This is a genomic window from Agrobacterium sp. M50-1 (assembly GCF_049843495.1).
GTDB lineage: Bacteria > Pseudomonadota > Alphaproteobacteria > Rhizobiales > Rhizobiaceae > Agrobacterium > Agrobacterium radiobacter.
This window is the reverse complement of sequence record NZ_JBBHZH010000001.1, coordinates 698,736-723,759: the sequence shown is the minus strand read 5'-3', so window position 1 is coordinate 723,759 and position 25,024 is coordinate 698,736. Positions and strand designations below refer to the sequence as shown.

16 protein-coding genes are annotated in these 25,024 nt (G+C 60.9%); 14 read left to right on the top strand and 2 right to left on the bottom strand.

What is annotated here, in order from left to right; translation table 11 throughout:
• The first annotated feature begins 73 nt into the window (after window positions 1-73).
• The 4 genes from WDZ78_RS03285 (at window position 74) to WDZ78_RS03270 (ending at window position 6,217) form a co-directional block, all read left to right on the top strand.
• A complete protein-coding gene (locus WDZ78_RS03285) occupies window positions 74-1,150 on the top strand; it encodes an efflux RND transporter periplasmic adaptor subunit (RefSeq protein WP_020012275.1) in 1,077 nt (358 codons plus the stop codon).
• Window positions 1,150-2,235, top strand: a complete 1,086-nt coding sequence (locus WDZ78_RS03280) for an efflux RND transporter periplasmic adaptor subunit (RefSeq protein WP_026364052.1) — start codon at window positions 1,150-1,152, stop codon at window positions 2,233-2,235. The genes WDZ78_RS03285 and WDZ78_RS03280 overlap by 1 nt, the downstream gene beginning before the upstream one ends.
• On the top strand, window positions 2,232-5,303 hold the full coding sequence (locus tag WDZ78_RS03275) for an efflux RND transporter permease subunit (protein WP_425672302.1): 3,072 nt from the start codon (window positions 2,232-2,234) through the stop codon (window positions 5,301-5,303). The genes WDZ78_RS03280 and WDZ78_RS03275 overlap by 4 nt, the downstream gene beginning before the upstream one ends.
• 197 nt (window positions 5,304-5,500) lie before the next feature.
• On the top strand, window positions 5,501-6,217 hold the full coding sequence (locus tag WDZ78_RS03270; protein ID WP_020012272.1) for a FadR/GntR family transcriptional regulator: 717 nt from the start codon (window positions 5,501-5,503) through the stop codon (window positions 6,215-6,217).
• On the opposite strand, the gene WDZ78_RS03265 is transcribed toward WDZ78_RS03270, so the two are convergent.
• Window positions 6,186-7,613, bottom strand: a complete 1,428-nt coding sequence (locus WDZ78_RS03265; RefSeq protein ID WP_425672301.1) for an aspartate ammonia-lyase — start codon at window positions 7,611-7,613, stop codon at window positions 6,186-6,188. The two genes, WDZ78_RS03270 and WDZ78_RS03265, sit on opposite strands and share 32 nt — an antisense overlap.
• Before the next feature lie 274 nt (window positions 7,614-7,887).
• Between WDZ78_RS03265 and WDZ78_RS03260 the strand changes: the two genes are divergently transcribed.
• The 9 genes from WDZ78_RS03260 to WDZ78_RS03220 all read left to right on the top strand — a co-directional run bounded on the left by WDZ78_RS03260 (window position 7,888) and on the right by WDZ78_RS03220 (window position 18,818).
• Window positions 7,888-9,345: an amino acid permease gene (locus WDZ78_RS03260; RefSeq protein ID WP_425672300.1), complete on the top strand. Its 1,458-nt coding sequence runs from the start codon at window positions 7,888-7,890 to the stop codon at window positions 9,343-9,345.
• Window positions 9,342-10,295 carry an asparaginase gene (locus tag WDZ78_RS03255; protein ID WP_425672299.1) on the top strand — a complete coding sequence of 318 codons (954 nt, stop codon included), beginning with the start codon at window positions 9,342-9,344 and terminating at the stop codon, window positions 10,293-10,295. The genes WDZ78_RS03260 and WDZ78_RS03255 overlap by 4 nt, the downstream gene beginning before the upstream one ends.
• A gap of 318 nt (window positions 10,296-10,613) precedes the next feature.
• Window positions 10,614-10,703 carry a K(+)-transporting ATPase subunit F gene (gene kdpF / locus WDZ78_RS03250; RefSeq protein WP_425672298.1) on the top strand — a complete coding sequence of 30 codons (90 nt, stop codon included), beginning with the start codon at window positions 10,614-10,616 and terminating at the stop codon, window positions 10,701-10,703.
• A 33-nt stretch (window positions 10,704-10,736) separates the two neighbouring features.
• The gene (gene kdpA, locus WDZ78_RS03245) at window positions 10,737-12,440 is read left to right on the top strand and encodes a potassium-transporting ATPase subunit KdpA (protein ID WP_020012267.1); all 1,704 of its coding nucleotides are present in this window, start codon (window positions 10,737-10,739) and stop codon (window positions 12,438-12,440) included.
• A gap of 9 nt (window positions 12,441-12,449) precedes the next feature.
• A complete protein-coding gene (locus WDZ78_RS03240; protein WP_425672297.1) occupies window positions 12,450-12,614 on the top strand; it encodes a hypothetical protein in 165 nt (54 codons plus the stop codon).
• Between the two features lie 44 nt (window positions 12,615-12,658).
• Window positions 12,659-14,743 (top strand): potassium-transporting ATPase subunit KdpB, encoded by a 2,085-nt coding sequence (kdpB, locus tag WDZ78_RS03235; protein WP_425672296.1) that lies wholly within the window; start codon window positions 12,659-12,661, stop codon window positions 14,741-14,743.
• A gap of 12 nt (window positions 14,744-14,755) precedes the next feature.
• Window positions 14,756-15,322 carry a potassium-transporting ATPase subunit KdpC gene (kdpC, locus tag WDZ78_RS03230; RefSeq protein WP_425672295.1) on the top strand — a complete coding sequence of 189 codons (567 nt, stop codon included), beginning with the start codon at window positions 14,756-14,758 and terminating at the stop codon, window positions 15,320-15,322.
• Between the two features lie 55 nt (window positions 15,323-15,377).
• Entirely contained in the window at window positions 15,378-18,080 is a 2,703-nt protein-coding gene (locus tag WDZ78_RS03225; RefSeq protein ID WP_425672294.1) for a DUF4118 domain-containing protein, read from the top strand.
• 48 nt (window positions 18,081-18,128) lie between these two features.
• On the top strand, window positions 18,129-18,818 hold the full coding sequence (locus WDZ78_RS03220) for a response regulator transcription factor (protein WP_020012262.1): 690 nt from the start codon (window positions 18,129-18,131) through the stop codon (window positions 18,816-18,818).
• 31 nt (window positions 18,819-18,849) lie between these two features.
• Here WDZ78_RS03220 and WDZ78_RS03215 read toward each other — a convergent pair whose 3' ends face one another.
• Complete coding sequence (locus tag WDZ78_RS03215) at window positions 18,850-19,902, bottom strand: low specificity L-threonine aldolase (RefSeq protein WP_020012261.1); 1,053 nt, start codon at window positions 19,900-19,902, stop codon at window positions 18,850-18,852.
• 370 nt (window positions 19,903-20,272) lie between these two features.
• Here WDZ78_RS03215 and gltB point away from each other — a divergent pair, with 370 nt between their 5' ends.
• A complete protein-coding gene (gene gltB / locus WDZ78_RS03210) occupies window positions 20,273-25,018 on the top strand; it encodes a glutamate synthase large subunit (RefSeq protein WP_425672293.1) in 4,746 nt (1,581 codons plus the stop codon).
• The last annotated feature ends 6 nt before the right edge of the window (window positions 25,019-25,024 follow it).

Here is a 25,024-nt window from a genome sequence, read left to right as displayed (position 1 = left end):
GGCGGCATAAGAATTTCATTGACTATTCAGTCAGTCAAATATTATAGGATGAGGCGAAGATCAAGAGGTCACCATGAAAACCATCCTTATCGCGGCGGCGCTTGGCGGCATTTTCGCCCTGTCGTCCTGCAGCAATGAAGAGCCACCTGCCGAAAAGCCGCTGCGCACCGTCGATGTGGTCGCGGCTGAGAAGAAGCCCGTCGATCGCGGCAGCGTCATAACGGGTGAAGTGAGGGCGAGGGTCCAGACGGACCTGTCTTTCCGGGTCAGCGGCAAGATTACCGAGCGGCTGGTGGATGTGGGTACACGGGTCAAGACCGGGCAATTGCTTGCCCGTATGGATCCTGAAGAACAAAAGGCTGATCTCGATGTCGCGCTCGCCAACCTGCAATCCGCAGAAGCGCAGCAGACGCAGGCGCAATTGACGTTCGACCGTCAGCAAAGCCTCTTCAAGACGCAGGTGACCTCGCGTTCGGCGGTCGACAAGGCCCAGGAAACCCTGCTGACGACGCAGGGCGCAGTGAGATCGGCGCAGGCGCAGCTCGACACGGCACGGGATGCCCTGTCCTATACCGAACTCAAGGCCGATGCGGACGGCGTGATCACGGCGCGCAATGTCGAAGTCGGCCAGGTGGCGCAGGCCGCCCAGCTTGTCTTCACGCTGGCGCATGACGGGCCGCGCGATGCGGTCTTCGATGTCTATGAATCCCTGTTTCTCGAGCGTGATATCGACAATCTCGTCAATGTCAGCCTCCTGTCGGATCCGACCCGCAGCGTTGCGGCGCCGGTGCGGGAGATTTCTCCGACGATCGATCCGGACAATGGGACGATCAGGGTCAAGGTGGGTCTGAACGGTGATCTGACCATGCCGCTCGGGGCCCCCGTATCCGGCCATTTCCGCTTCAGACAGGTCGATGCGATTGAGCTTCCGTGGTCGGCGATGACGTCGCAGGACGGCTTTCCCGCCGTCTGGGTGGTCGATCCGCAATCCTCGGAAATCGCCATGCGGCGCGTCGAGGTCGCTGACTACGAGACCGGTCAATTCGTCATCGCGCAAGGACTTAATCCCGGCGATCTCGTCGTCACCGTCGGGACCAAATTTCTCCGCACCGGTGAAAAAGTCGCCTATGAAAAGGGGCAGGCACAATAATGTCCAGTATATACAGAAGCTTGTTTTTGGTGGCTGTGGCGATTGCGGTCTCCTCCTGCGAGGAGAAGCAGGAAGTCGCCGCCGAGGCGCCGCGTCCGGTACTTTCCGTCGTCGTGGAAGAGAAGCCCGCCGGTGCGCTGCGACTGACCGGCACGGTGGAATCGCGTATTCAGACCGATCTCGGTTTTCGTGTTCTCGGTCGGATCATCGCCCGCAATGTCGATGTGGCCGATCTGGTCAAGAAAGGCGATGTGGTCGCGTCGATCGATCCGCTGGCGCTCGAGCTTGCGGTGAAAAGCGCACAATCCGATCTTTCCAATGCGGAAGCGCAGCTGGCCAATGCGGTCACGACAGAACAGCGCCAGCGCGTGCTGGCTGAAGCCCGCAGCGGCACCGAAGCCGCACTGGAAGAAGCCGAACAGGCGACACGCACCGCCAATGCCGCCGTCGCCAAGGCCCGCGCCAATCTGGACAAGGCCGAGGAGCAGCTGGGTTATGCGCAGCTGCATGCGGAATTTGACGGTGTGGTGACGGCAACCTCAGGCGAAATCGGTCAGGTCGTCTCGGCTGGCCAAACGGTCGTGACGATTGCCCGGCCGGAAGTGCGTGATGTGGTGGTCGATGTTCCGCAATTTGCGGCGCAGCGGCTGGAGATCGGTTCCGCCTTCGAGATCGCCCTGCAGCTTGATCCGAAAATCCGCACCACCGGCGTGGTGCGCGAGATCGCTCCGGAAGCCGAAACGGCGACGCGCACGCGCCGCACGAAGATCAGCCTGCAGGATGCACCGCCGGCATTCCGGCTGGGTTCCGTTGTCACGGCCTCGGTGCTTGCCGCCTCCGAACCGCAGATCATGCTTCCCGCCTCAGCCCTGCTGAAAACCGACAATGGGTGGGGCGTCTGGATCGTCAATGCCGACAAGGCAACGGTGACGTTGCGCCCTGTCACGATAGAGGGCGAACCGACTGAGGGCGGCAGCGTGCGCATTACAGGTGGCGTCAAGCCCGGTGAGCGCGTCGCCAGCGCCGGCGTTCACAAGCTTAGGGATGGACAGGCCATCAGGATCGATCAGGAGGTCCGTCAGTGAAGAAATTCAATCTCTCCGACTGGGCGCTCGAACACCGTTCGCTCGTCTGGTACTTCATGCTGGTTTTCGTTCTTGCCGGCGTTTTCTCCTATCTTAACCTCGGCCGCGAGGAAGATCCGAACTTCACCATCAAGACCATGGTGATCAGCGCGCAATGGCCGGGCGCTTCCGCCGAGGAAGTGGCCCGGCAGGTGACCGACAGGATCGAGAAGAAACTCGAGGAACTCGACAATCTCGACCATTTGCGCAGCCAGACGGTCGCCGGTCGCACGACGATCTTCGTGGAACTGGTGCCGGAAACCAAGGCGCGCAACGTCGAGCCGACCTGGGTGCGGGTGCGCAACATGATCGGCGACATCAAGGGTGATTTTCCCTCGGGCGTCGTCGGCCCGTTCTTCAATGACCGTTTCGGCGATGTCTACGGCAATATCTACGCCTTCACCAGCGACGGTCTCAGCCAGCGGCAATTGCGCGATCTGGTGGAGGATGCGCGGGCGAAGGTGCTGACCGTCGACAATATCGGCAAGGTCGATGTCATCGGCGCGCAGGACGAGACGATCTATCTGGAGTTCTCCACACGGCAGATCGCGGCGCTCGGCATCGACCAGCAGTCGATCATCAAGACACTGCAGGCCCAGAACGCCGTCACGCAATCCGGCTTCGTTAATGCCGGGCCTGAGCGCGTGGCACTGCGCGTCAGCGGCCAGTTCACCTCGGAAGACAGCCTGCGGTCCATCAATCTGCGGGTCAACAACCGGTTCTTCCCGCTGACGGAAGTGGCGACGATCCGGCGCGGTTATGTCGATCCGCCGTCATCGCTGTTCCGTTTTAACGGCCAGCCGGCAATCGGCCTTGCGATCGGCATGAAAACGGGTGCGAACCTGCTGCATTTCGGCGAGGCGCTGGATGCGCAGATGAAGCGTGTGGTGGCGGATTTGCCAGTTGGTGTCGATGTGCATCGTGTGTCCGATCAGCCAGCCGTGGTCGATGAGGCGGTCTCCGGTTTCACTTCGGCGCTGTTCGAGGCCATTGCCATCGTTCTTGTCATCAGCTTCATCAGTCTTGGCCTCAGGGCCGGCATGGTGGTTGCTGTTTCCATTCCGCTCGTGCTGGCGATCACCTTCGTCTACATGGAATATACCGGCATCTCGCTGCAACGCATCTCTCTGGGCGCCCTCATCATCGCGCTCGGGCTTCTCGTCGATGATGCGATGATCGCCGTCGAGATGATGGTTGCGCGGCTGGAGGTCGGTGACGATCTCAGGAAAGCGGCGACCTATGTTTACACCTCCACCGCTTTCCCGATGCTGACCGGCACGCTGGTCACCGTGGCAGGCTTCATTCCGGTCGGTCTCAACAACAGCGCGGCGGGTGAATTCACCTTCACGCTTTTTGTGGTGATCGCCGTTTCGCTCATCGTATCGTGGATCGTCGCGGTCTTGTTCACGCCGCTTCTCGGCGTCACCATCCTGCCGAAGACGATGAAATCGCACCATGAAAAGAAGGGCCGGTTCGCCTCCGCCTTTTCCTGGCTCCTCGGGCGGGCGCTGCGTTGGCGCTGGGTGACGATCATCCTCACCATTGCGCTGTTCGGCCTTTCCGTCGGCGGCATGAGCCTCGTGCAGCAGCAGTTCTTCCCGTCATCCGACCGCGTGGAACTGATCGTCGACTGGAACCTGCCGCAGAACAGTTCCATTGCCGAGACCAACCGGCAGATGGCGCAGTTTGAGCGGGAAATGCTGGCCAAGAATCCGGATATCGACCATTGGACGACCTATGTCGGCGAAGGCGCGCCGCGCTTCATCCTGTCCTTCGACGTGCAGACGCCTGACGTCACCTTCGGCCAGACGGTCATCGTCACCAAGGGGCTGGATGTCCGCGACAAGGTGCGTGCCGAGTTGCAGGACTATCTGAACAAGACTTTTATCGGCACCGACGCCTTCGTGAAACTGCTCGATATCGGTCCGCCTGTCGGAAAACCGGTACAATATCGCCTCAGCGGTCCTGATATCCAGAAGGTCCGCGAACTCGGGCAGCAATTATCGGGTATCGTCGGCGAACACCGGCTGCTGTCCAACATGGTGATGGACTGGAACGAGCCGACGCGCGTGGTCAAGGTCGATGTTATCCAGGACAAGGCCCGCCAGCTCGGCGTCTCCTCCGAAGATATCGCCAATGCCATGAACAGCATTGTCGAAGGGTCCACCGTCACGCAGGTGAGGGACGATATCTACCTCGTTAACTTGGTGGCGCGGGCGCAGCTTTCGGAGCGCGGGTCGATCGAGACGTTGCAGAACCTGCAATTGCCGGCGACCAACGGCAAGGCCGTGCCGCTCTCGGCAATCGCCAATTTCCGTTATGAGCTGGAGCAGCCGACCATCTGGCGTCGCGACCGGATCCCGACGGTCACCGTCAAGGCTGCCATTATCGGTCCAACGCAGCCGGCCACGATTGTGGAGCAGCTGAAGCCGAAGATCGAGGCGTTCCAGAAAACGCTTCCCGTCGGCTACACGCTGGAGACGGGCGGCTCGGTGGAATCCAGCGCGGATTCACAAGCGCCGATCGTCGCTGTCGTGCCCATGATGCTGTTTGCGATGGCGACCATCCTGATGATCCAGTTGCAGAGCTTCAGCCGGCTGTTCCTGGTCTTCGCCGTGGCACCCACTGCCTTGATCGGCGTCGTGGTGGCGCTGCTCTTCTCCAATGCGCCGATGGGCTTCGTTGCCATTCTCGGCGTGCTGGCGCTGATCGGTATCCTGATCCGCAACTCGGTCATTCTGGTGGTGCAGATCGAGCATCTGAGAAGCGAGGGGGTCTCGGCATGGCGCGCCGTCATCGAGGCGACCGAGCACCGCATGCGGCCGATCATGCTGACGGCTGCGGCGGCCACGCTTGCCCTCATTCCCATCTCCCGGGAAATTTTCTGGGGACCGATGGCCTATGCGATGATGGGCGGCATCGTGGTGGGTACGGCGCTTACCCTACTTTTCCTCCCCGCGCTCTATGTCGCATGGTTCCGCATCCCGCGTGAGGATGACAAACCGGAGGCGGCGGAAATCAAGGCGTAATATCCGATGTGGAGAGAGGGTGCGGCGATACCGCGCCCTCTCTCCAACAAAAATATCCGCCGTCGTTGTTCCCACTGGCAGGATAATGTTAGGAAGGTCGGCTTGGCCGCGAGAGCGGCGGCCGTCCTTTGCGTTTGGACGGTTGTCTGATCTTGCGTTGATATTGCGAACATATTGAGAGTGCGGAGGGTTTAAAGATGGGCGGGTTGTCGGATTGGCTTGCGGATGCGCAGCCGATCAATCGCAAGAATGCCGCAGAAGCGGTGTTCGATGATATCCGTTCCGCCATCACCTCGGGGCAGCTTGCGGTCGGCACCCGGCTGCCTTCGGAAGCCCATCTGGCGGCTCGATATGGTGTCAGCCGGCCGATCATTCGCGAGGCGCTGCGGTCGCTCCAGACTTTGGGGCTGACGCAGACCCGCACCGGAAGCGGCACCTATGTGATGACGCCGACGCCGCCGTCCGAATTGAACTACGGCGCCTATTCCGCCCGCGATCTGATCGAGGCCCGCCCCTTCATCGAGGTTCCTGCGGCCGGTTGGGCGGCGTTGAGGCGCACGAACGCTCAGCTGGAGGTCTTGCTTGACCTCTGTGATCGGATGGAAGCCGAAGAAAGGCCGCATCCCTGGGTGCTGCTGGATGGGCAGTTTCATTGCGCCATTGCGGAAGCTTCGGCCAACAGGCTGTTCGCCAAGGTCGTCGCCGATGCCCGTGAGGCCCTATCCCAGCAATCCGAGATGGTGAACCTGATGGCCGGCCGCCGCGTCGCGTCGAATTTCGAGCACCGCCGGATCGTCGAGGCGATCCGGCGGGGTTCAGCGCCCGAGGCGCGGGAGGCGATGGAGCTTCACCTTGGGCAGGTGAAGCAGGTGGTGACGACGATCATTGGCGAAGATCGGCTTCGCCAGCCGTGAGGGCGGGCAGGTTGGCAAGGTGCCGCGGGCTCAGCGCCTGCTGCAGTTGCGCATCGGTGAGATAACCGCGCTCCAGAACCACCTGTGGCACCGTGCGGCCGCTGGCAAGCGCTTCCTTGGCCACTTCCGTGGCAGCATAATAACCGATCAGCGGGTTGAGCGCGGTGGCGAGACCGATCGATTCTTCCACGCGCTGCGCCATGATTGCCGGATTGGCGACGATGCCGTCGACGCAGCGTTCCGCCAAGGTGCGGCAGGCGGCGCTGAGTTGGCTGATGCTCTGTGAAAGCGCGCGCACGATGATCGGCTCGAAGGCGTTCAGCTGCAGCTGCCCGGCTTCCGCGGCCATGGTGATGGTGATGTCGTTGCCGATCACCGCATAGGCCACCTGATTGACCACTTCGGGAATGACCGGATTGATCTTGCCCGGCATGATGCTGGAACCGGCCTGAACGGAGGGCAGGGTGATTTCGCCAATCCCGGCGCGCGGGCCGGAAGAGAGCAGGCGAAGGTCGTTGCAGGTTTTCGACAACTTCACGGCTACGCGCTTCAGCACACCGGAGAGATGCACGAAGGCGCCGGGGTCCTGCGTGGCCTCGATCAGGTCGGCGGCCGTCACCAGGGGTCGTCCGGTCAGTTCCGCCAGATGCTTGCAGGCAAGCTCGGCATAACCGCGCGGCGCATTGAGCCCGGTGCCGATGGCGGTGGCGCCAAGGTTGATCTCGTGTAGTAGTGCCACGGATTCGATCAGGCGCGCCTGATCTTCGCCAAGCATCACCACGAAAGTGCGGAACTCCTGGCCGAGCGTCATCGGCACGGCGTCCTGCAATTGGGTGCGGCCGATCTTGATGAAGCCGGCAAATTCCTGCGCCTTGCGGTCGAAAGCGTCCTTCAGAACGCCCATGGAAGCCGCCAGATCATCGATCGCCTCGATCAGGCCGACATTGATTGCGGTCGGATAGGCGTCGTTGGTGGACTGGCTGAGATTGACATGGTCGTTCGGGTGAAGGCGGGCATAATCGCCTTTTTCGTGACCAAGCAGCTCAAGCGCGCGGTTGGCGATGACCTCATTGGCATTCATGTTGGTGGAGGTGCCGGCTCCGCCCTGGATTTCATCCACCACGAATTGCTCATGCAGCGCGCCGGCGCGGATTTCTCGGCAGGCCTCGGCGATGGCTTCCATGCGTTCGGTGTCGAGCAGACCGAGCTCGTGATTTGCGCGTGCCGCCGCCTCCTTCACATAGGCCAGTCCCCGCACGAGATAGGGGTTGTGGCCAATGGTCACCCCGGTGATCTTGAAGTTTTCCACAGCGCGCGCCGTGTGCACGCCCCAATAGACATCCGCCGGAATTTCCTTTGTCCCGAGCAAATCATGCTCCTTGCGCGTCACGCTCACTTTTTCCTCCACTGGCTTTTTAAGCGTTGCTATATCTGTAAAGCTGTCTTACAGATTTTTTGACCTTAATGGGGGTGGAGGAGAAGGTCAATCATATCGAATACGCTTGACGAACGGCATTATCTGCCATTATGACGGCAAAAATCTGTCATGCAGCTTTACAGCGCGCATGAGCATGCATGCTGGCCATATTCCAGCGCGGACTGTGCCAGTTTCATTGTCATTTCCGGCTTATCGCCGACTGCAAGCACTTTTATCGGGAGGATAAATATCCATGCATTCTGGGAAAACGGCGTCCGCCGATCGTGAGGTCTTCATCGAAGAAGACCTCGGTTACCACAAGGCCCTCAAACCGCGTCAGATCCAGATGATCGCCATCGGCGGCGCTATCGGCACCGGCCTGTTTCTCGGCGCGGGCGGACGGCTGGCGCAGGCAGGCCCGGCGCTGGTCTTCGTTTATGCACTCTGCGGTTTCTTCGCGTTTCTGGTGCTGCGCGCGCTCGGCGAGTTGATCATGCATCGCCCGAGTTCCGGTTCCTTCGTCTCCTACGCCCGGGAGTTCTACGGCGAGAAGATGGCCTTCGCGGCCGGCTGGATGTATTGGCTGAACTGGGCCATGACCTCGGTGGCCGATGTGACCGCCGTCGCGCTCTACATGAATTTCTTCAAGCAATACGTGCCGTGGCTGGCGGGTATCGATCAGTGGGTGTTTGCGATGACGGCACTGGTCGTCGTGCTGGCGATGAACATGCTGTCGGTGAAGGTCTTCGGAGAACTGGAATTCTGGTTCAGCCTGATCAAGGTGCTTGCGCTCGCCATTTTCCTCGTCGTTGGCGTCTATTTCGTAATTTTCGGCACGCCCATCGAAGGCCACGTTACCGGCTTCAGCCTCATTACGGATAATGGCGGCTTCTTCCCGAACGGCATTCTTCCAGCCTTCGTCATCATACAGGGCGTGGTGTTCGCCTATGCCTCGATTGAGCTGATCGGCACGGCGGCGGGCGAAACTGAGGACCCGCGCAAGGTCATGCCGCGCGCCATCCGCGCCGTGGTTCTGCGTCTCGTCGTGTTTTATGTCGGCTCGGTACTGCTGTTCACGCTGCTTCTGCCCTACACCGCTTACAAGGCCGGCGAGAGCCCGTTCGTCACCTTCTTCGGTTCCATCGGCGTTGAGGGCGCTGACGTGATCATGAACCTCGTCGTTCTGACCGCCGTGCTGTCCTCGCTCAATGCCGGTCTTTATTCCACCGGCCGCATCCTGCATTCCATGGCGGTTTCCGGCTCGGCTCCGGCGGCGCTGGCGAAGATGAACAAGAATGGCGTGCCTTATGGCGGCATTGCGGTCACGGCGGTCGTCACCGTTCTCGGAGTGGCCCTGAATGCGGTCGTTCCCTCCGCCGCTTTTGAAATCGCGCTCAACCTGTCGGCGCTCGGCATCATCTGCGCATGGGCGGTCATCGTGCTTTGCCAGCTGAAGCTCTGGCAGCTTTCCAGGCGTGGTGAACTTGTGCGTCCGGATTTCCGCATGTTCGGCGCGCCCTACACCGGCATTCTCACGCTCGTCTTCCTGTTCGGCGTGCTGGTGCTGATGGCTTTCGACTATCCCGTTGGCTCCTGGACCATCGCTTCGCTGCTCGTCATCATCCCGGCGCTTGTCATCGGCTGGTATCTCTTGCGTGACCGCATCCATCGTCTGGCGGCCGAGCGTGCCGGCGCAGGAGCGTCGCATTGAGCGGGCAGGGCGCAACGCCTCTGGTGGCGGTCATCGCCACCGGCGGCACCATCGCCAGCCGGCGTAGCGCCGATGGCGTCAGCACGCCCAGCCTTTCGGGTGAGGACCTGCTGGCGCTGGTTCCGCAGATCAGCGCCCGGTTGAAGCCTGTCGATCTGATGGCGAAGGATTCCTCCAGCCTGACATTGGCGGACATGCAGCGCATCAGCGATGCGGTGGGTGTGGAGCTTGATGATCCCGCCGTTGCCGGCATCGTGGTTTTGCATGGCACCGACGCCATGGAAGAATCCTCGCTGCTCGTGCATTTGCAGCAGGCCATCACAAAGCCGGTGGTCTTCACCGGCGCGCAGTTTACGGCAGACCATAAGGACGCTGACGGGCCGGCCAATCTGGCCCGGGCCATAGAAACAGCGCTTGATCAGGCGAATGCCGGGAAGGGCGTGCTTCTCTCCTTCGGCGGACGCTGTCTGCCAGCCTGGGGACTTTACAAGCTGAGCGCGGACGAGGCGGACGCCTTCCGCTCGGCCCGGCCGCTGACTGCTGTTGCAACGCTGCGGCTTTCCGCCCCGGTAACCGATCAGCGCGTCGATATCGTCGCTATTCATCCCGGCTGTGATGCCACCCATATCGATGCAAGCCTGCAGGCGGGGGCGAAAGGCATCGTTCTTGCCGCACTTGGTTCCGGCAACGCCAATCCGCGTATCGCCGAAGCCGTGAAGCGCTGCGCAGAACGTGGCGTTCCCGTCATCGTTTCCAGCCGCGTGCCGGAAGGGCGGCTCGTGGCAAGTTACGGCGGCGGCGGCGGCGGGCATGACCTTGTCGCAGCGGGCGCCGTGCATTCATCCACGCTTCGTCCCGGACAGGCCCGCATTTTGCTGGCCGCGCTGCTTGCCAGTAAAAGCCCGGCGGAAACCATCGTTTCCGCTTTCGGTGACAGCCCGCTCTTTTGAGTAGCGGTAGCGATGCCCGCGACCGGCGGGCATCGAAATTCCTATAGGATTCCTATTTTATTCCATCTGTGGCCGTCTCGAACCTTTATGCGGTTCGGTTGCATTCTTCTGTGCGGGAAGGGACGGTGTTCCCTTCTCAGCCAGAAAGATTGAAAAGCGACGTCCCACATGACGGCGCTTTTCTTCCTGTCCGGCTCCTCGATTAAAAAGGAGTCCCATCGATGATGGATGTTGTTCTGATCGGCGCAGCCACGGTGTTTTTCGCCATCTGCTTTGCCTATACGCGCGCCTGCGACCGGCTTTAGACGGGAGGCTGCTATGACATTCGACTATATCTTGAGCGGCGCCGTCACGTTCTTTATCGCCGCCTATCTCACCTACGCTCTCATTCGCCCCGAACGTTTCTGATCGGGAAACGACGGCTATTGAAAGTTCAATACCATGACCCTCAATGGATGGTTTCAGGTCCTGCTTTTCTGCGGGATCATTTTTGCGCTGGTGAAGCCGCTCGGCTTCTATATGGCGCGTGTCTTTAATGGCGAGCGCACCCTGCTGTCGCCGGTTCTCGCACCCGTCGAGCGCGGCCTTTATGCCCTTGCCGGGACAAGCGAGCGCGAGGAGCAGCACTGGACGACCTATGCCTTCTCCATGCTTCTCTTCAACCTCCTCGGTTTTGCCCTGCTCTATGCCCTGATGCGCTTTCAGGCCGTGCTGCCTTATAATCCGCAGGGAATGGCGGCAGTGGGACCGGAGTTGTCCTTCAATACGGCGGTCAGCTTCGTCACCAATACCAACTGGCAGAATTATGGCGGCGAAAGCACCCTGTCCTATCTGACCCAGATGGCCGGTCTCACAGTGCAGAACTTCGTTTCCGCCGCCACGGGCATGGCAATCGCCATCGGTCTCATCCGCGCTTTTTCGCGTGCTTCCGGCAAGGCGATCGGTAATTTCTGGGTGGATATGGTCCGCTCCACGCTCTACGTGCTTTTGCCCCTCTGCATCGTGCTGACGCTCATCTATGTGTGGCTCGGCGTGCCGCAGACCCTCGGCGCCTATGTAAATGCGCAGACGCTCGAAGGCGCGCAGCAGACGATTGCCGTCGGTCCCGTGGCGTCGCAGCTGGCGATCAAGATGCTGGGCACAAATGGCGGTGGTTTTTTCAACGCCAATTCCGCGCATCCCTTCGAAAACCCCAACGCCATTTCCAACATGATCCAGATGGTGTCGATCTTCGCGATCGGCGCCGCCTTCACCAATGTTTTCGGCCGCATGGTTGGCAACCAGCGCCAGGGCTGGGCGATCCTCGCTGCCATGGGCATGCTGTTCATCGCCGGTGTCGCCGTCACCTATTGGGCGGAAGCGGCCGGAAACCCGCTGATGCATAGCTTCGGCCTTGCCGGCGGCAATATGGAAGGCAAGGAGGTCCGTTTCGGCGTGGCGCTCTCGTCGCTCTTCGCCGTCATCACCACGGCTGCCTCCTGCGGCGCGGTCAATGCCATGCATGGCAGCTTCACGGCGCTGGGCGGTCTTGTTCCGCTCATCAACATGCAACTGGGCGAGGTGATCGTCGGTGGGGTCGGCGCGGGCTTTTACGGCATCCTGCTCTTCATCGTCATCGCCATCTTCGTTGCGGGTCTGATGGTCGGACGCACGCCGGAATATCTCGGCAAGAAAATCGAGGCCAAGGAAATGAAAATGGCGGTTCTGGCCATTCTCTGCCTGCCGCTCGCCATGCTGGCTTTCACGGCAACGGCCACTGTCCTTCCCTCGGCCGTGGCGTCGATCGGTACGGCGGGACCGCACGGCTTCTCCGAAATCCTCTATGCCTATACCTCCGCGGCCGCCAATAACGGCTCCGCCTTCGGCGGGCTGACGGGCAATACGACCTGGTACAACATCACGCTTGGCCTTGGCATGCTGATGGGTCGTTTTCTGGTGATCATTCCGGCGCTCGCCATTGCCGGTTCGCTGGTCGCCAAGAAGACCGTTCCGGCCTCAGCCGGCACCTTCCCGACGGATGGTCCGCTCTTCGTCGGCCTGCTTGCTGGCACGATCCTGATTGTCGGCGGTCTCACCTTCCTGCCAGCGCTCGCACTCGGCCCTGTTGCCGAACATCTTGTCATGGCGGCAGGCCAACTCTTCTGAGGTGATGCCATGAATGACGACATGTCCCGACGCGACCGCATCGTCTCCGCCCGCAAGGGCGCTCCCGGAAAGGGGAGCGCCACGCCCGGCGGCTGGTGTGCCTCCAACCTCATTCTTGCGATGATGGCGGCTCTGTTCGCCGCCGTTGTCGCTCTCGAAGTTATCACGGGCTGATCGACCGATATCGGTCGCCCTGTTTCAAACGCTGGAGCCTCTTCATGAGCCAGTCCAAACAAGCGAGCATCCTTGATTCTCGCATTCTCGTGCCGGCCATCGCCGCCGCATTCAAAAAGCTCAACCCGCGCACATTGGCGCGCAACCCGGTCATGTTCGTGGTGGCGACAGTGTCGGTGCTGACGACAGTGCTGTTCATCCGCGATCTCATCACCGGTGGCGCCAATCTAGGCTTTTCCTTCCAGATCAATCTCTGGCTCTGGTTCACCGTGTTGTTCGCCAATTTCGCGGAAGCCGTCGCCGAAGGGCGCGGCAAGGCGCAGGCGGATTCGTTGCGCCGGACCCGCACGGAGACCCAGGCGAAACTGCTGACCAGCGATGACCGCAGCCAATATAAAATGGTGGCGGGCACCAGCCTGAAGGTGAACGATGTCGTTCTCGTCGAGGCGGGCGATATCATCCCCTCCGACGGTGAGGTCATCGAAGGTGTCGCCTCCGTCAACGAGGCTGCCATCACCGGCGAATCCGCCCCCGTCATCCGCGAATCCGGTGGCGACCGCTCGGCGGTCACCGGCGGCACGCAGGTGCTGTCGGACTGGATCAGGGTCCGTATCACCGCCGCGGCCGGCTCCACCTTTCTCGACCGGATGATTTCGCTCGTCGAAGGTGCTGAACGCCAGAAGACGCCGAACGAGATCGCGCTCAATATCCTGCTGGCCGGCATGACGCTGATCTTCGTTCTGGCCACCGCCACCATTCCGAGTTTCGCGGCCTATGCCGGCGGTTCGATCCCGATCATCGTGCTGGTGGCATTGTTCGTGACGCTCATCCCGACCACCATCGGTGCGCTTCTATCCGCCATCGGCATTGCCGGCATGGACAGGCTGGTGCGTTTCAATGTGCTGGCCATGTCCGGCCGCGCCGTCGAGGCTGCGGGCGACGTGGATACGCTGCTGCTCGACAAGACCGGCACCATCACCCTTGGCAACCGTCAGGCGACCGAGTTTCGTCCCGTTGCTGGCGTTTCCGAGCAGGAACTGGCCGATGCGGCGCAGCTTGCCTCCCTTGCCGACGAAACGCCGGAAGGCCGCTCGATCGTGGTTCTGGCCAAGGAAAAATACGGTATCCGCGCCCGCGACATGCAGAAACTCCATGCGAATTTCGTACCTTTCACCGCCCAGACCCGCATGAGCGGTGTCGATTTCGAAGGTGCTTCCATTCGCAAGGGCGCGGTCGACGCCGTTCTTGCCTATGTTGATGGCGGCGCTCCGCAACAGGGCAATGTGGCGCTTGCCGTCAAAACTGAAACGGACGCCACGCGCGGCATCCGGACAATTGCCGAAGAGATCGCCAAGACCGGCGGCACGCCGCTCGCCGTCGTTCGCGATGGCAAGCTGCTCGGCGTTGTGCAGCTGAAGGACATCGTCAAGGGCGGCATTCGCGAGCGTTTTGCGGAGCTTCGCCGCATGGGCATCCGCACGGTGATGATCACCGGCGATAATCCCATGACGGCCGCGGCAATAGCGGCGGAAGCAGGTGTCGATGATTTCCTCGCCCAGGCGACACCGGAAAACAAGCTGGATCTGATCCGCGAGGAACAGGCCAAGGGCAAGCTTGTCGCCATGTGCGGCGACGGCACCAATGACGCTCCCGCGCTGGCGCAGGCCGATGTCGGCGTTGCCATGAACACCGGCACGGTGGCGGCCCGCGAGGCCGGCAATATGGTCGATCTCGACAGCGATCCGACCAAGCTCATAGAGATCGTCGAAATCGGCAAGCAATTGCTGATGACGCGCGGTGCGCTGACGACGTTCTCCATTGCCAACGACATCGCCAAATATTTCGCCATCATCCCGGCAATGTTCCTGGCGCTCTATCCGCAGCTTGGCGTTCTGAACGTGATGGGGCTTTCGACACCCCAGAGCGCCATCCTGTCAGCCATCATCTTCAACGCGCTCATCATCATCGCGCTGATCCCCCTGTCGCTGAAGGGCGTTAAATATCGTCCGATTGGCGCCGGCGCGCTGCTGTCGCGCAATCTGGTCATCTATGGCCTCGGCGGCATCATCGTTCCCTTCATCGGCATCAAGGCCATTGACCTCGCTATTACGGCGCTCGGTCTCGCCTGAGGAGTAAAGACAATGTTTAAACAGCTTCGCCCTGCACTGGTGCTCATCCTCGCCACCACCGCCATCACCGGACTTGCCTATCCCTTAGGCATGACAGGTCTCGCGCAGGCGATCTTCCCCTTTCAGGCAAATGGCAGCCTGGTCGAAAACGGGCGCGCCGTGGTGGGTTCGCAATTGATCGGGCAGGCCTTCACCGGTGAGAAATATTTCCACGGAAGGCCGTCCGCTGCCGGCGATGGTTATAATGCCGCGTCGTCGTCCGGCTCCAATCTCGGGCCGACGAGCGCCAAGCTTATCGACCGGGTGAAACAGGATTACCAGGCCGCAAAAGCCGAAAATCCGGCGGCCGAGGTTCCCGCCGATCTGGTGACGGCTTCGGGCAGTGGTCTTGATCCACATGTTTCGCCGGAAGCCGCCTATTTTCAGGTTGCCCGCGTCGCCAAGGCGAGGGGCATGGATGAGGCATCCCTGCGTAGCATCGTCGAGCGCCATGTCGAAGGACCGGAACTCGGCTTCATGGGAGAGCCCGTCGTGAATGTGCTGGCGCTCAACATGGCCCTTGACGCAGCCGGCTCATGACCTGAAATGGCTATGGCTTGTTCGCAAGCCATAGCCTCGACCATTGGTGGGTTAAATGCCTGACGACAATCGCGATATGCCGAGCCGACCATCGCCCGATGCGCTGCTGGAAAACGCCCGGCGCGAGGCGCGGGGCCGGCTGAAGATTTTTCTTGGTGCAGCGCCCGGCGTCGGCAAGACCTATGAAATGCTGATGTCCGGCCGGGCGAAGCTGGCGGATGGGGTGGATGCCGTCATCGGCGTCGTTGAAACCCATGGCCGCCGGGAAACCGAAACGCTGGTGCAGGGCTTCGAGATCATCCACCGCCGTCGCATCGATTATCGCGGTCAGGTGCTGGAAGAGATGGATATCGATGCCATTCTGGCCCGCCGTCCCGCGCTGGTTCTGGTCGACGAACTGGCTCACACCAATGCCGCCGGCAGCCGCCACCCCAAGCGTTATATGGATGTTCAGGAGATTCTGGCGCAGGGCATCGACGTCTATACGACGCTGAATATCCAGCATGTCGAAAGCCTGAACGACATCGTTGCACAGATCACCCGCATCCGTGTTCGTGAAACGGTGCCTGACAGCATCATCGACCGGGCCGATGATGTCGAAATCATCGATATTACCCCCGACGATCTGATCAAGCGTCTTCAGGATGGCAAGGTTTACCTGCCCCGCACCGCCCGGCGCGCCATCGAAAATTATTTTTCACGCGGCAATCTGACGGCGTTGCGGGAGCTTGCGCTCCGACGCACCGCCCAGCGGGTGGATGAGCAATTGCTCAACCACATGCAGTCCCATGCCATTTCCGGGCCCTGGGCGGCGGGAGACAGGGTTCTGGTCTGTCTTGATCATGGCGGCAACGGTCCGGGGCTGGTGCGTTACGCCCGCCGGCAGGCGGATCGCCTGCGCGCACCGTGGACGGCGCTGCATCTCGACACCCCGCGTTCGCAGCAATTATCTGAGGCGGAAAAAGACCGGCTGGCGGGCACCATGCGGCTCGCGCAGCAGCTTGGCGGCGAGACGGTGACCCTGCCGGCGCTGGACCTGACCCGTGAGATCATTTCCTACGCCAATGCCAATAATTTCACCCACATAATCATCGGCCGCCCGCGAAAATCCTGGTGGCAGCGAATTTTCCAGCGCTCGCTGACGCATGATCTGATCGACCATGCGGGCGATATCAGCGTGCATGTCATTTCCGGTGATAAGAGGGAAGAAAAGCCGGGTCAGGCCGTAAAGCTCGCATCGGCGCGGTCACACCAGTCCTTCAGGTCCTATCTCAACAGCACCTTGTTTGTCGGGCTGGCGATTGTGGTCGGCATCGTGCTCGATCAGACGCTCGATGTGCAAAACCTCGCGCTTGTATTCCTGATGGCCGTTCTGGCGGCCGCCGTGCGCGGCGGTTTGGGGCCTGCGCTTTATGCTTCGCTGCTTGGCGCGGTCGCCTTCAACTTCTTCTTTCTGGAGCCCCGTTACACGCTGACGGTCAGTTCTCCCGATAGCCTTGTCGCCCTTTTGTTTTACTTCGGTGTGGCGCTCGTCGCCTCCAACCTCACCGTCGCGGTGCAGCGGCAGGCGGCCTCTGCGCGGGCAAGGGCGCGAACGACGGAAGATTTGTATCTGTTTTCCAAGAAGCTTTCGGTGACCGGAACGCTGGACGACGTATTATGGGCAGCCGCTTTCCAGATGGCCTCGATGCTGAAGGTTCGCATCGTTCTGCTTCTGCCGGAAAACAATACGATAGCGGTCAAGGCGGGATATCCGCCTGATGATACGCTTGTTGATGCCGATATTGCCGCCGCGCAATGGGCCTGGGAACACAACAAGGCTGCCGGCAGGGGCGCAGATACGCTTCCCGGCGCCAAACGTCTTTATCTGCCCTTGCGCACCGGCAGCGGCGCCGTCGGCGTGGTGGGGCTGGACGATGACCGGCTCGGCCCTCTCCTGACGCCGGAGCAGCAGCGGCTGTTTGACGCATTGGCGGATCAGGCGGCACTTGCCATCGAGCGGATTCAACTCGTCTCTGACGTCGATCGGGCAAGGCTTGCTGCGGAAACCGACCGGCTGCGCACCGCGCTGCTGACATCCATTTCCCATGACCTCAAGACGCCGCTTGCGGCCATTCTGGGTTCGGCCGGAACACTGAAGGATTTCGCCGAGGATATCCCGCCGGATGCGCGCGCCGAACTGCTTTCGACGATTGTCGAGGAATCCGAGCGGCTGAACCGTTTCATCTCCAATCTTCTTGATATGACGCGGATTGGTTCGGGCGCAATGGAGCCGAATTATGGTCTGCATTTCGTGGGCGATATGGTCGGAACCGCGCTTTCGCGCGCAGCGAAAATTGTCGTCAGGCATGAGATCGTTCTGGATATTCCATCCGACCTGCCCATGCTGAAGGTCGATCCCGTGCTTTTCGAACAGGTCCTGTTCAATCTCATCGACAATGCCGCCAAATACGCTCCCGAACATACGGCCATCGAGATTCGCGGCTGGCGACAGGGCAAGAATATCTTCCTGTCCGTGGCCGATGCGGGGCCGGGTATTCCACCTGACGATACGGAGCGGGTGTTTGACAGTTTCTACCGGGTGCGCAAGGCGGACCATGTGCAGGCCGGAACGGGTCTCGGGCTGTCCATCTGCAAGGGGTTTATCGAGGCCATGGGCGGGTCGATCCGCGCGGAAAACAGGCCGGGTCGCGCCGGTGCGCAGTTTATCGTCAGTCTGCCGGTTCCCGCCGATGCGCCTGTGATAGATCATGATTAAGGCGCGATTGCCGGCGACAAGCGGCTATGCCGCTGAAGGAGATCGGGAATGACCAATTCCGCCGTTCGTATTCTGATCATCGATGACGAACCGCCGATCCGCAAGCTTTTGCGTGTGGGGCTGTCGACTCAGGGATATGCGGTGAGCGAGGCGATGAATGCGAAGGTCGCCATGGAGCTGGTCAGTGAAGACAAGCCCGATCTCGTTGTTCTCGATCTCGGCCTGCCGGATATGTCGGGGCATGATCTCTTGGCGAAATGGCGCGGCGAAGGGCTGGCGCTGCCGGTTATCATTCTCTCCAGCCGCACGGATGAGGCGGGTATCGTCAAGGCGCTGGAACTGGGGGCCGATGACTACATCACCAAGCCTTTCGGCATGAACGAACTCGTCGCCCGCATCCGCGTCGCCCTGCGCCATCGTCTGCAAAGCCAGGGAGAGAGGCCAGTGTTTCAGACCGGTGACCTCTCCGTCGATCTGGTCAGACGCATCGTCAGGGTGGAGGACCGGGAGGTGAAGCTCTCGCCGAAGGAATATGACATCCTGCGGGTTCTCGTGCAGCATGCCGGCAAGGTTCTGACCCACCGTTTCCTGCTGGAACATGTGTGGGACGAACTGACCGACGTGCAATATTTGCGGGTTTATGTGCGCCAGCTTCGCCAGAAGATCGAAAAAATTCCGGATCAACCGCGTTATATCCTGACGGAAACCGGGGTCGGTTACCGGCTGCAGGAGGTGTGAGGGCGCTCTTATGAGCGCCCTCGGATATTTGTCAGACGGCGGCGCAGATCGACAGGAACTCGTCCACATCGGCCTCGGTTGTCGCGAAGCTGGTGACCATGCGGATCAGCACTTCGTCCTTGCCTACCTTTTCAGGCATGTCGCGCGGCTCCAGCCAGTCATAGAACTTGGCACCTTTTGCCGTGGCGGCTTCGGCGGCGGCCTTTGGCAGGATGGCGAAAACCTCGTTCGCCGTGGTCGGCCATGCAAGGCGGGCGCTGTTTAGCGAAGCGAAACCGGCGCGCAGCCGGTTGGCCATGGCATTGGCATGGCCCGCGAGACCGAGCCACAGGTCGTCCTGCAGATAGGCCTCGAACTGCGCGGCGATGAAGCGTGATTTCGAAAAAAGCTGGGCGGTGCGTTTTCGCAGGAAAGAAAAGTCCCGGGCGAGCGAGGGATCAAAGAAGACGATCGCTTCCGCGCACCAGCAGCCGTTTTTCGTGCCGCCGAAAGACAGGACGTCGACGCCGCGTTTCCACGTCATTTCGGCGGGCGTGGTGCCGAGTGCGGAAAGCGCATTGGCAAAACGCGCGCCGTCCATATGCAGCGGCAGGCCGTTGTCCTTTGCGATTTTGGCGATGGCGTCGATTTCATCGAGCGTATAGACGGTGCCGGCTTCGGTTGCCTGCGTCATGGTGATGGCCGCGGCGCGGCCATGGTGCACGGCGTCCTGCGGATAACGGGCAATGCGCTCGATCAGGTTTTCCGGCAGCATCTTGCCGTTCGGTCCCTCAACGGCGACCATGCGCATGCCGGAAAAGAAATCCGGCGCGCCGCACTCGTCCTCGATCACATGCGCTTCGGAATGACAGAAGGTCAGGCCGCCGGCGCGGGCAATGCTGGCCAGCGAGAGCGAATTGGCCGCCGTGCCGGTCGCGACGAAAAACACCGCGACTTCGCGTTCGAAAATCTCGTTGAAGCGCTTTTCGATCGAGAGATCGAGTTCGCTGGTGCCATAAGCTGCGGCAAAGCGTGTGGATTCCCGCGAAAGCCGTTCGTTGACGGCCGGATGGGCGCCAGCCCAATTGTCTGAAGCAAAAAACATCTCTGAAGGCTTTCCGATAGCTGAGGTTCTGTTCGGGCTGTTCGAAGCGATAACGGGGAAAGTTCTAGGTCGGAACATTGAGATTGGCAAATCCGGTAATGAAAGCAACGGGTCGGCCTGCTTTGCGATAAGAAAGTTTCGCGCAATAGGTCAGTATCGAAACTTCGCTGCGAAATGGGGCTTTCACTAATTGGATTCGCACCCTTGCTAAATCCGCCCGTTTCTGCCAAAATCCTACTGAATTGAGACAGCTTTGCTGTCCTAAATTTGACCAAGCCGGGTTGAATGCGAGTTTTGCGGGAAGCGAAAATTCGTGTCGAGCCGGATCTTCGCATGAAACCATGCAAGTAATTTTGCAGGAGGGACAAAAATGACGAACAAGCCGCAGGCGGACATCGCCGCCGCAACCCTGACCACAGACTGTCCCACCGCGGCTGCGGCCGCACCCGTTTCTGCGAAAGCGCGTTTCGCGGGCGGCCTGCCGGAAAAGCAGGGTCTTTACGATCCCGCCAATGAACATGACGCCTGCGGCGTCGGTTTTGTTGCGCATATGAAGGGCGTCAAGTCGCACCAGATCGTCAAGGACGGCCTGTTCATTCTCGAAAACCTGACGCATCGTGGTGCTGTCGGCGCCGATCCCCTGATGGGCGATGGTGCGGGCATTCTCGTGCAGATCCCTGATCGGTTCTTCCGCGAGGAAATGGCCGGACAGGGCGTGACGCTGCCAAAGGCTGGCGAATACGCCGTCGGGCACATTTTCATGCCGCGCGATCCCTCCCGCATCGAGCACTACAAGAAGGTGATCGTTGACGTCATCGGTGAGGAGGAGCAGCAGTTCCTTGGCTTCCGTGATGTGCCTGTCGATAATTCCTCGCTCTCCAAGGCGCCGGATATCGCAGCGACCGAACCGCACCATGTTCAGGTCTTCATCGGTGCCGGACGTGATGCTGCCACCAATGCCGATTTCGAGCGCAAGCTGTTCCTGATCCGCAAGGTTCTGTCCAACCGCATCTATGACGAGGGCGGCGGCAAGGAAACGCAGGATTTCTATCCTGTCTCGCTCTCCTCCTCGACCATCGTCTACAAGGGCATGTTCCTCGCCTATCAGGTTGGCGCCTATTACAAGGATCTTGCCGACCCACGGTTCGAGTCCGCCGTTGCACTCGTGCACCAGCGCTTTTCGACCAATACCTTCCCCTCGTGGAAGCTGGCGCACCCCTACCGCATGGTCGCCCATAACGGTGAAATCAACACGCTGCGCGGCAACGTCAACTGGATGGCGGCGCGTCAGGCCTCTGTTTCCTCCGTGCTGTTCGGCGATGACATCTCCAAGCTGTGGCCGATCTCCTATGAAGGTCAGTCGGACACCGCCTGCTTCGACAACGCGCTCGAATTCCTCGTGCGCGGCGGTTACTCCATGGCGCATGCCGTGATGATGCTGATCCCGGAAGCCTGGTCGGGCAACCTGTCCATGTCGGCTGAACGCAAGGCGTTTTACGAGTATCATGCCGCGCTGATGGAACCGTGGGACGGCCCCGCCGCCGTTGCTTTCACCGATGGCAAGCAGATCGGCGCGACGCTCGACCGTAACGGTCTGCGTCCTGCGCGTTATCTCGTCACTGATGACGACCGCGTCATCATGGCGTCGGAAGCCGGCACGCTGCCGGTGCCGGAAGAGCGCATCATCAAGAAGTGGCGTCTGCAGCCGGGCAAGATGCTGCTGATCGACATGGAAAAGGGCTCGATCATTTCCGACGAGGATGTGAAGCACGAGCTTGCCGCAAAGCATCCTTACCGCACCTGGCTCGACCGCACCCAGCTCATTCTCGAGGATCTGAAGCCTGTGGAGCCGCGCGCGCTGCGTCGCGACGTGTCGCTGCTCGACCGCCAGCAGGCCTTCGGCTACACCAGCGAAGATACCAAGCTCCTGATGTCGCCGATGGCGACGACGGGCCAGGAAGCCATCGGCTCGATGGGTACCGATACACCGATTTCGGCCATGTCGGACAAGTCGAAGCTGCTTTACACCTATTTCAAGCAGAACTTCGCGCAGGTCACCAATCCGCCGATCGATCCGATCCGCGAAGAGTTGGTGATGAGCCTCGTCTCGTTCATCGGCCCGCGCCCGAACCTTCTCGATCACGAAGGTGCGGCCCGCGCCAAGCGTCTGGAAGTTCGCCAGCCGATCCTGACCAATGGCGATCTGGAAAAGATCCGCTCCATCGGCCACACGGAAGACCGTTTCGACACCAAGACGCTCGACTTCACCTACGATGTGGAGCGTGGTGCGGAAGGCATGCCTGACATGCTCGACCGCCTCTGCGAGCGGGCTGAATCCGCCGTTCGCGGCGGCTACAACATCATCGTTCTCTCCGACCGCCAGCTCGGCCCGGACCGCATCGCGATCCCGGCGCTTCTGGCGACTGCCGCCGTGCACCATCACCTGATCCGCAAGGGTCTGCGCACCTCGGTCGGTCTCGTCGTTGAAACCGGTGAACCGCGCGAAATCCACCATTTCTGTCTGCTAGCCGGTTATGGCGCGGAGGCGATCAACCCCTATCTCGCCTTCGATACGCTGCTCGACATGCACAAGCACGGCGCCTTCCCGAAGGAAGTGTCCGACGACGAAGTCGTCTACCGCTACATCAAGGCGGTTGGTAAGGGCATCCTCAAGGTCATGTCCAAGATGGGCATTTCCACCTACCAGTCCTATTGCGGCGCGCAGATCTTCGACGCCATCGGCCTGTCGTCGGAATTCGTCGAGAAGTATTTCTTCGGCACCGCCACCTCCATCGAGGGCGTGGGTCTGACCGAGATTGCCGAAGAAACCGTAACGCGCCACACGGCCGCTTTCGGCAAGGATCCGATCCTTGCCAACACGCTCGATATTGGCGGCGAATATGCCTATCGCATGCGCGGCGAAAGCCACGCCTGGACGCCGGACGCCGTTGCCTCGCTGCAACACGCCGTGCGTGGCAATAGCCAGGATCGTTACCGCGAATTCGCCGGCATGGTGAATGAGACGGCGTTGCGCATGAACACCATCAGAGGGCTGTTCAAGGTCAAATCGGCGGAAGCGCTCGGCCGCAAGCCGGTTTCCATCGACGACGTCGAACCGGCGGTCGATATCGTCAAGCGGTTCTCGACGGGCGCCATGTCCTTCGGCTCGATCAGCCGCGAGGCGCATACCACGCTTGCGATTGCGATGAACCGCATCGGCGGCAAGTCCAACACCGGCGAAGGCGGCGAAGAATCCGACCGTTACATGCCGCTTCTGAACGGCAAGCCGAACCCCGAGCGTTCCGCCATCAAGCAGATCGCATCCGGCCGCTTTGGTGTGACGACGGAATATCTCGTCAATGCCGACATGTTGCAGATCAAGGTCGCGCAGGGTGCCAAGCCCGGCGAAGGCGGCCAGCTGCCCGGCCACAAGGTGGATGCCACGGTTGCAAAGACCCGTCACTCCACGCCGGGCGTCGGCCTCATTTCGCCGCCGCCACACCACGATATCTACTCCATCGAAGATCTGGCGCAGCTGATCTACGACCTGAAGAACGTCAACCCGGAAGCAGATGTTTCTGTGAAGCTCGTGTCGGAAGTGGGCGTTGGCACAGTTGCGGCGGGTGTCGCCAAGGCGCGCGCCGACCATATCACTATCGCCGGTTTCGATGGCGGCACCGGTGCTTCGCCGCTGACGTCGCTGAAGCATGCCGGTTCGCCCTGGGAAATCGGCCTTGCCGAAACCCAGCAGACGCTGGTGCTGAACGGCCTTCGTTCGCGCATAGCGCTGCAGGTGGATGGTGGTCTGAAGACCGGCCGCGACGTCATCATCGGCGCGCTGCTTGGTGCGGATGAATTCGGCTTTGCCACCGCGCCGCTGATTGCTGCGGGCTGCATCATGATGCGCAAGTGCCATCTGAACACCTGCCCCGTCGGCGTCGCAACGCAGGATCCTGTTCTGCGCAAGCGCTTCAAGGGCACGCCGGAACACGTCATCAACTACTTCTTCTTCGTGGCTGAAGAAGTGCGCGAAATCCTCGCCTCGCTTGGCGTTACCAGGCTGGACGAGATTATCGGCGCTTCCGAACTGCTCGAAAAGGATGAGATGCTGGCGCACTGGAAGGCCAAAGGTCTGGATTTCAGCCGCATCTTCCACAAGGTCGAGGCTCCCAAGGAAGCGACCTTCTGGACAGAGCGTCAGAAGCACCCGATCGACGACATTCTCGATCGCAAGCTGATCGAGAAATCCCTGCCGTCGCTGGAAAACCGCGAACCCGTTGTGTTCGAAGTGCCGATCAAGAACGTCGACCGTTCCGCCGGCGCCATGCTGTCAGGTGCGCTTGCCAAGCGCTGGGGCCATAAGGGTCTGAAGGACGACACGATCCACGTGACGCTGCGCGGCACGGCCGGTCAGTCCTTCGGCGCGTTTCTCGCTCGCGGCATCACCTTCGATCTGGTGGGTGACGGCAACGACTATGTCGGCAAGGGTTTGTCAGGTGGCCGCATCATCGTGCGCCCGCCGGAAAACACCCGTATCGTTGCGGAAAACTCGATCATCGTCGGCAACACCGTTCTCTATGGTGCGATCACCGGCGAGTGCTATTTCCGCGGTGTGGCGGGTGAGCGCTTTGCGGTGCGCAACTCCGGCGCGGTCGCGGTTGTCGAAGGTGTCGGCGACCACGGCTGCGAATATATGACGGGCGGCATCGTGGTCGTTCTCGGCGAAACGGGCCGCAACTTCGCGGCCGGCATGTCCGGCGGCGTGGCTTATGTTCTCGACGAGAAGGGCGACTTCGCTACCCGCTGCAACATGGCCATGGTTGAGCTGGAGCCGGTTCCGGAAGAAGACGACATGCTGGAGAAGCTGCACCATCACGGCGGCGACCTCATGCACAAGGGACGTGTCGACGTTTCCGAGGACATGACGCGCCACGACGAGGAGCGTCTCTACCAGCTCATTTCCAACCACTTCCACTACACGAATTCGTCGCGCGCCAAGGATATACTCGACCGCTGGAGCGAGTTCCGTCCGAAGTTCCGCAAGGTCATGCCGGTCGAATACCGTCGTGCGCTTGAGGAAATGGAGCGCATGCGCATGGGCGTGGCGGCGGAATAATCCGCC

Bases quoted from the DNA above. Each gene is read 5' to 3' on its own strand.
- gltB (WP_425672293.1), top strand. From the start codon at position 20,273: ATGACGAACAAGCCGCAGGCGGACATCGCCGCCGCAACCCTGACCACA.
- kdpF (WP_425672298.1), top strand. From the start codon at position 10,614: ATGACATTCGACTATATCTTGAGCGGCGCCGTCACGTTCTTTATCGCC.
- kdpB (WP_425672296.1), top strand. From the start codon at position 12,659: ATGAGCCAGTCCAAACAAGCGAGCATCCTTGATTCTCGCATTCTCGTG.
- WDZ78_RS03285 (WP_020012275.1), top strand. From the start codon at position 74: ATGAAAACCATCCTTATCGCGGCGGCGCTTGGCGGCATTTTCGCCCTG.
- WDZ78_RS03270 (WP_020012272.1), top strand. From the start codon at position 5,501: ATGGGCGGGTTGTCGGATTGGCTTGCGGATGCGCAGCCGATCAATCGC.
- WDZ78_RS03260 (WP_425672300.1), top strand. From the start codon at position 7,888: ATGCATTCTGGGAAAACGGCGTCCGCCGATCGTGAGGTCTTCATCGAA.
- WDZ78_RS03225 (WP_425672294.1), top strand. From the start codon at position 15,378: ATGCCTGACGACAATCGCGATATGCCGAGCCGACCATCGCCCGATGCG.
- kdpA (WP_020012267.1), top strand. From the start codon at position 10,737: ATGACCCTCAATGGATGGTTTCAGGTCCTGCTTTTCTGCGGGATCATT.
- WDZ78_RS03220 (WP_020012262.1), top strand. From the start codon at position 18,129: ATGACCAATTCCGCCGTTCGTATTCTGATCATCGATGACGAACCGCCG.
- WDZ78_RS03215 (WP_020012261.1), bottom strand. From the start codon at position 19,902: ATGTTTTTTGCTTCAGACAATTGGGCTGGCGCCCATCCGGCCGTCAAC.
- WDZ78_RS03280 (WP_026364052.1), top strand. From the start codon at position 1,150: ATGTCCAGTATATACAGAAGCTTGTTTTTGGTGGCTGTGGCGATTGCG.
- WDZ78_RS03240 (WP_425672297.1), top strand. From the start codon at position 12,450: ATGAATGACGACATGTCCCGACGCGACCGCATCGTCTCCGCCCGCAAG.
- kdpC (WP_425672295.1), top strand. From the start codon at position 14,756: ATGTTTAAACAGCTTCGCCCTGCACTGGTGCTCATCCTCGCCACCACC.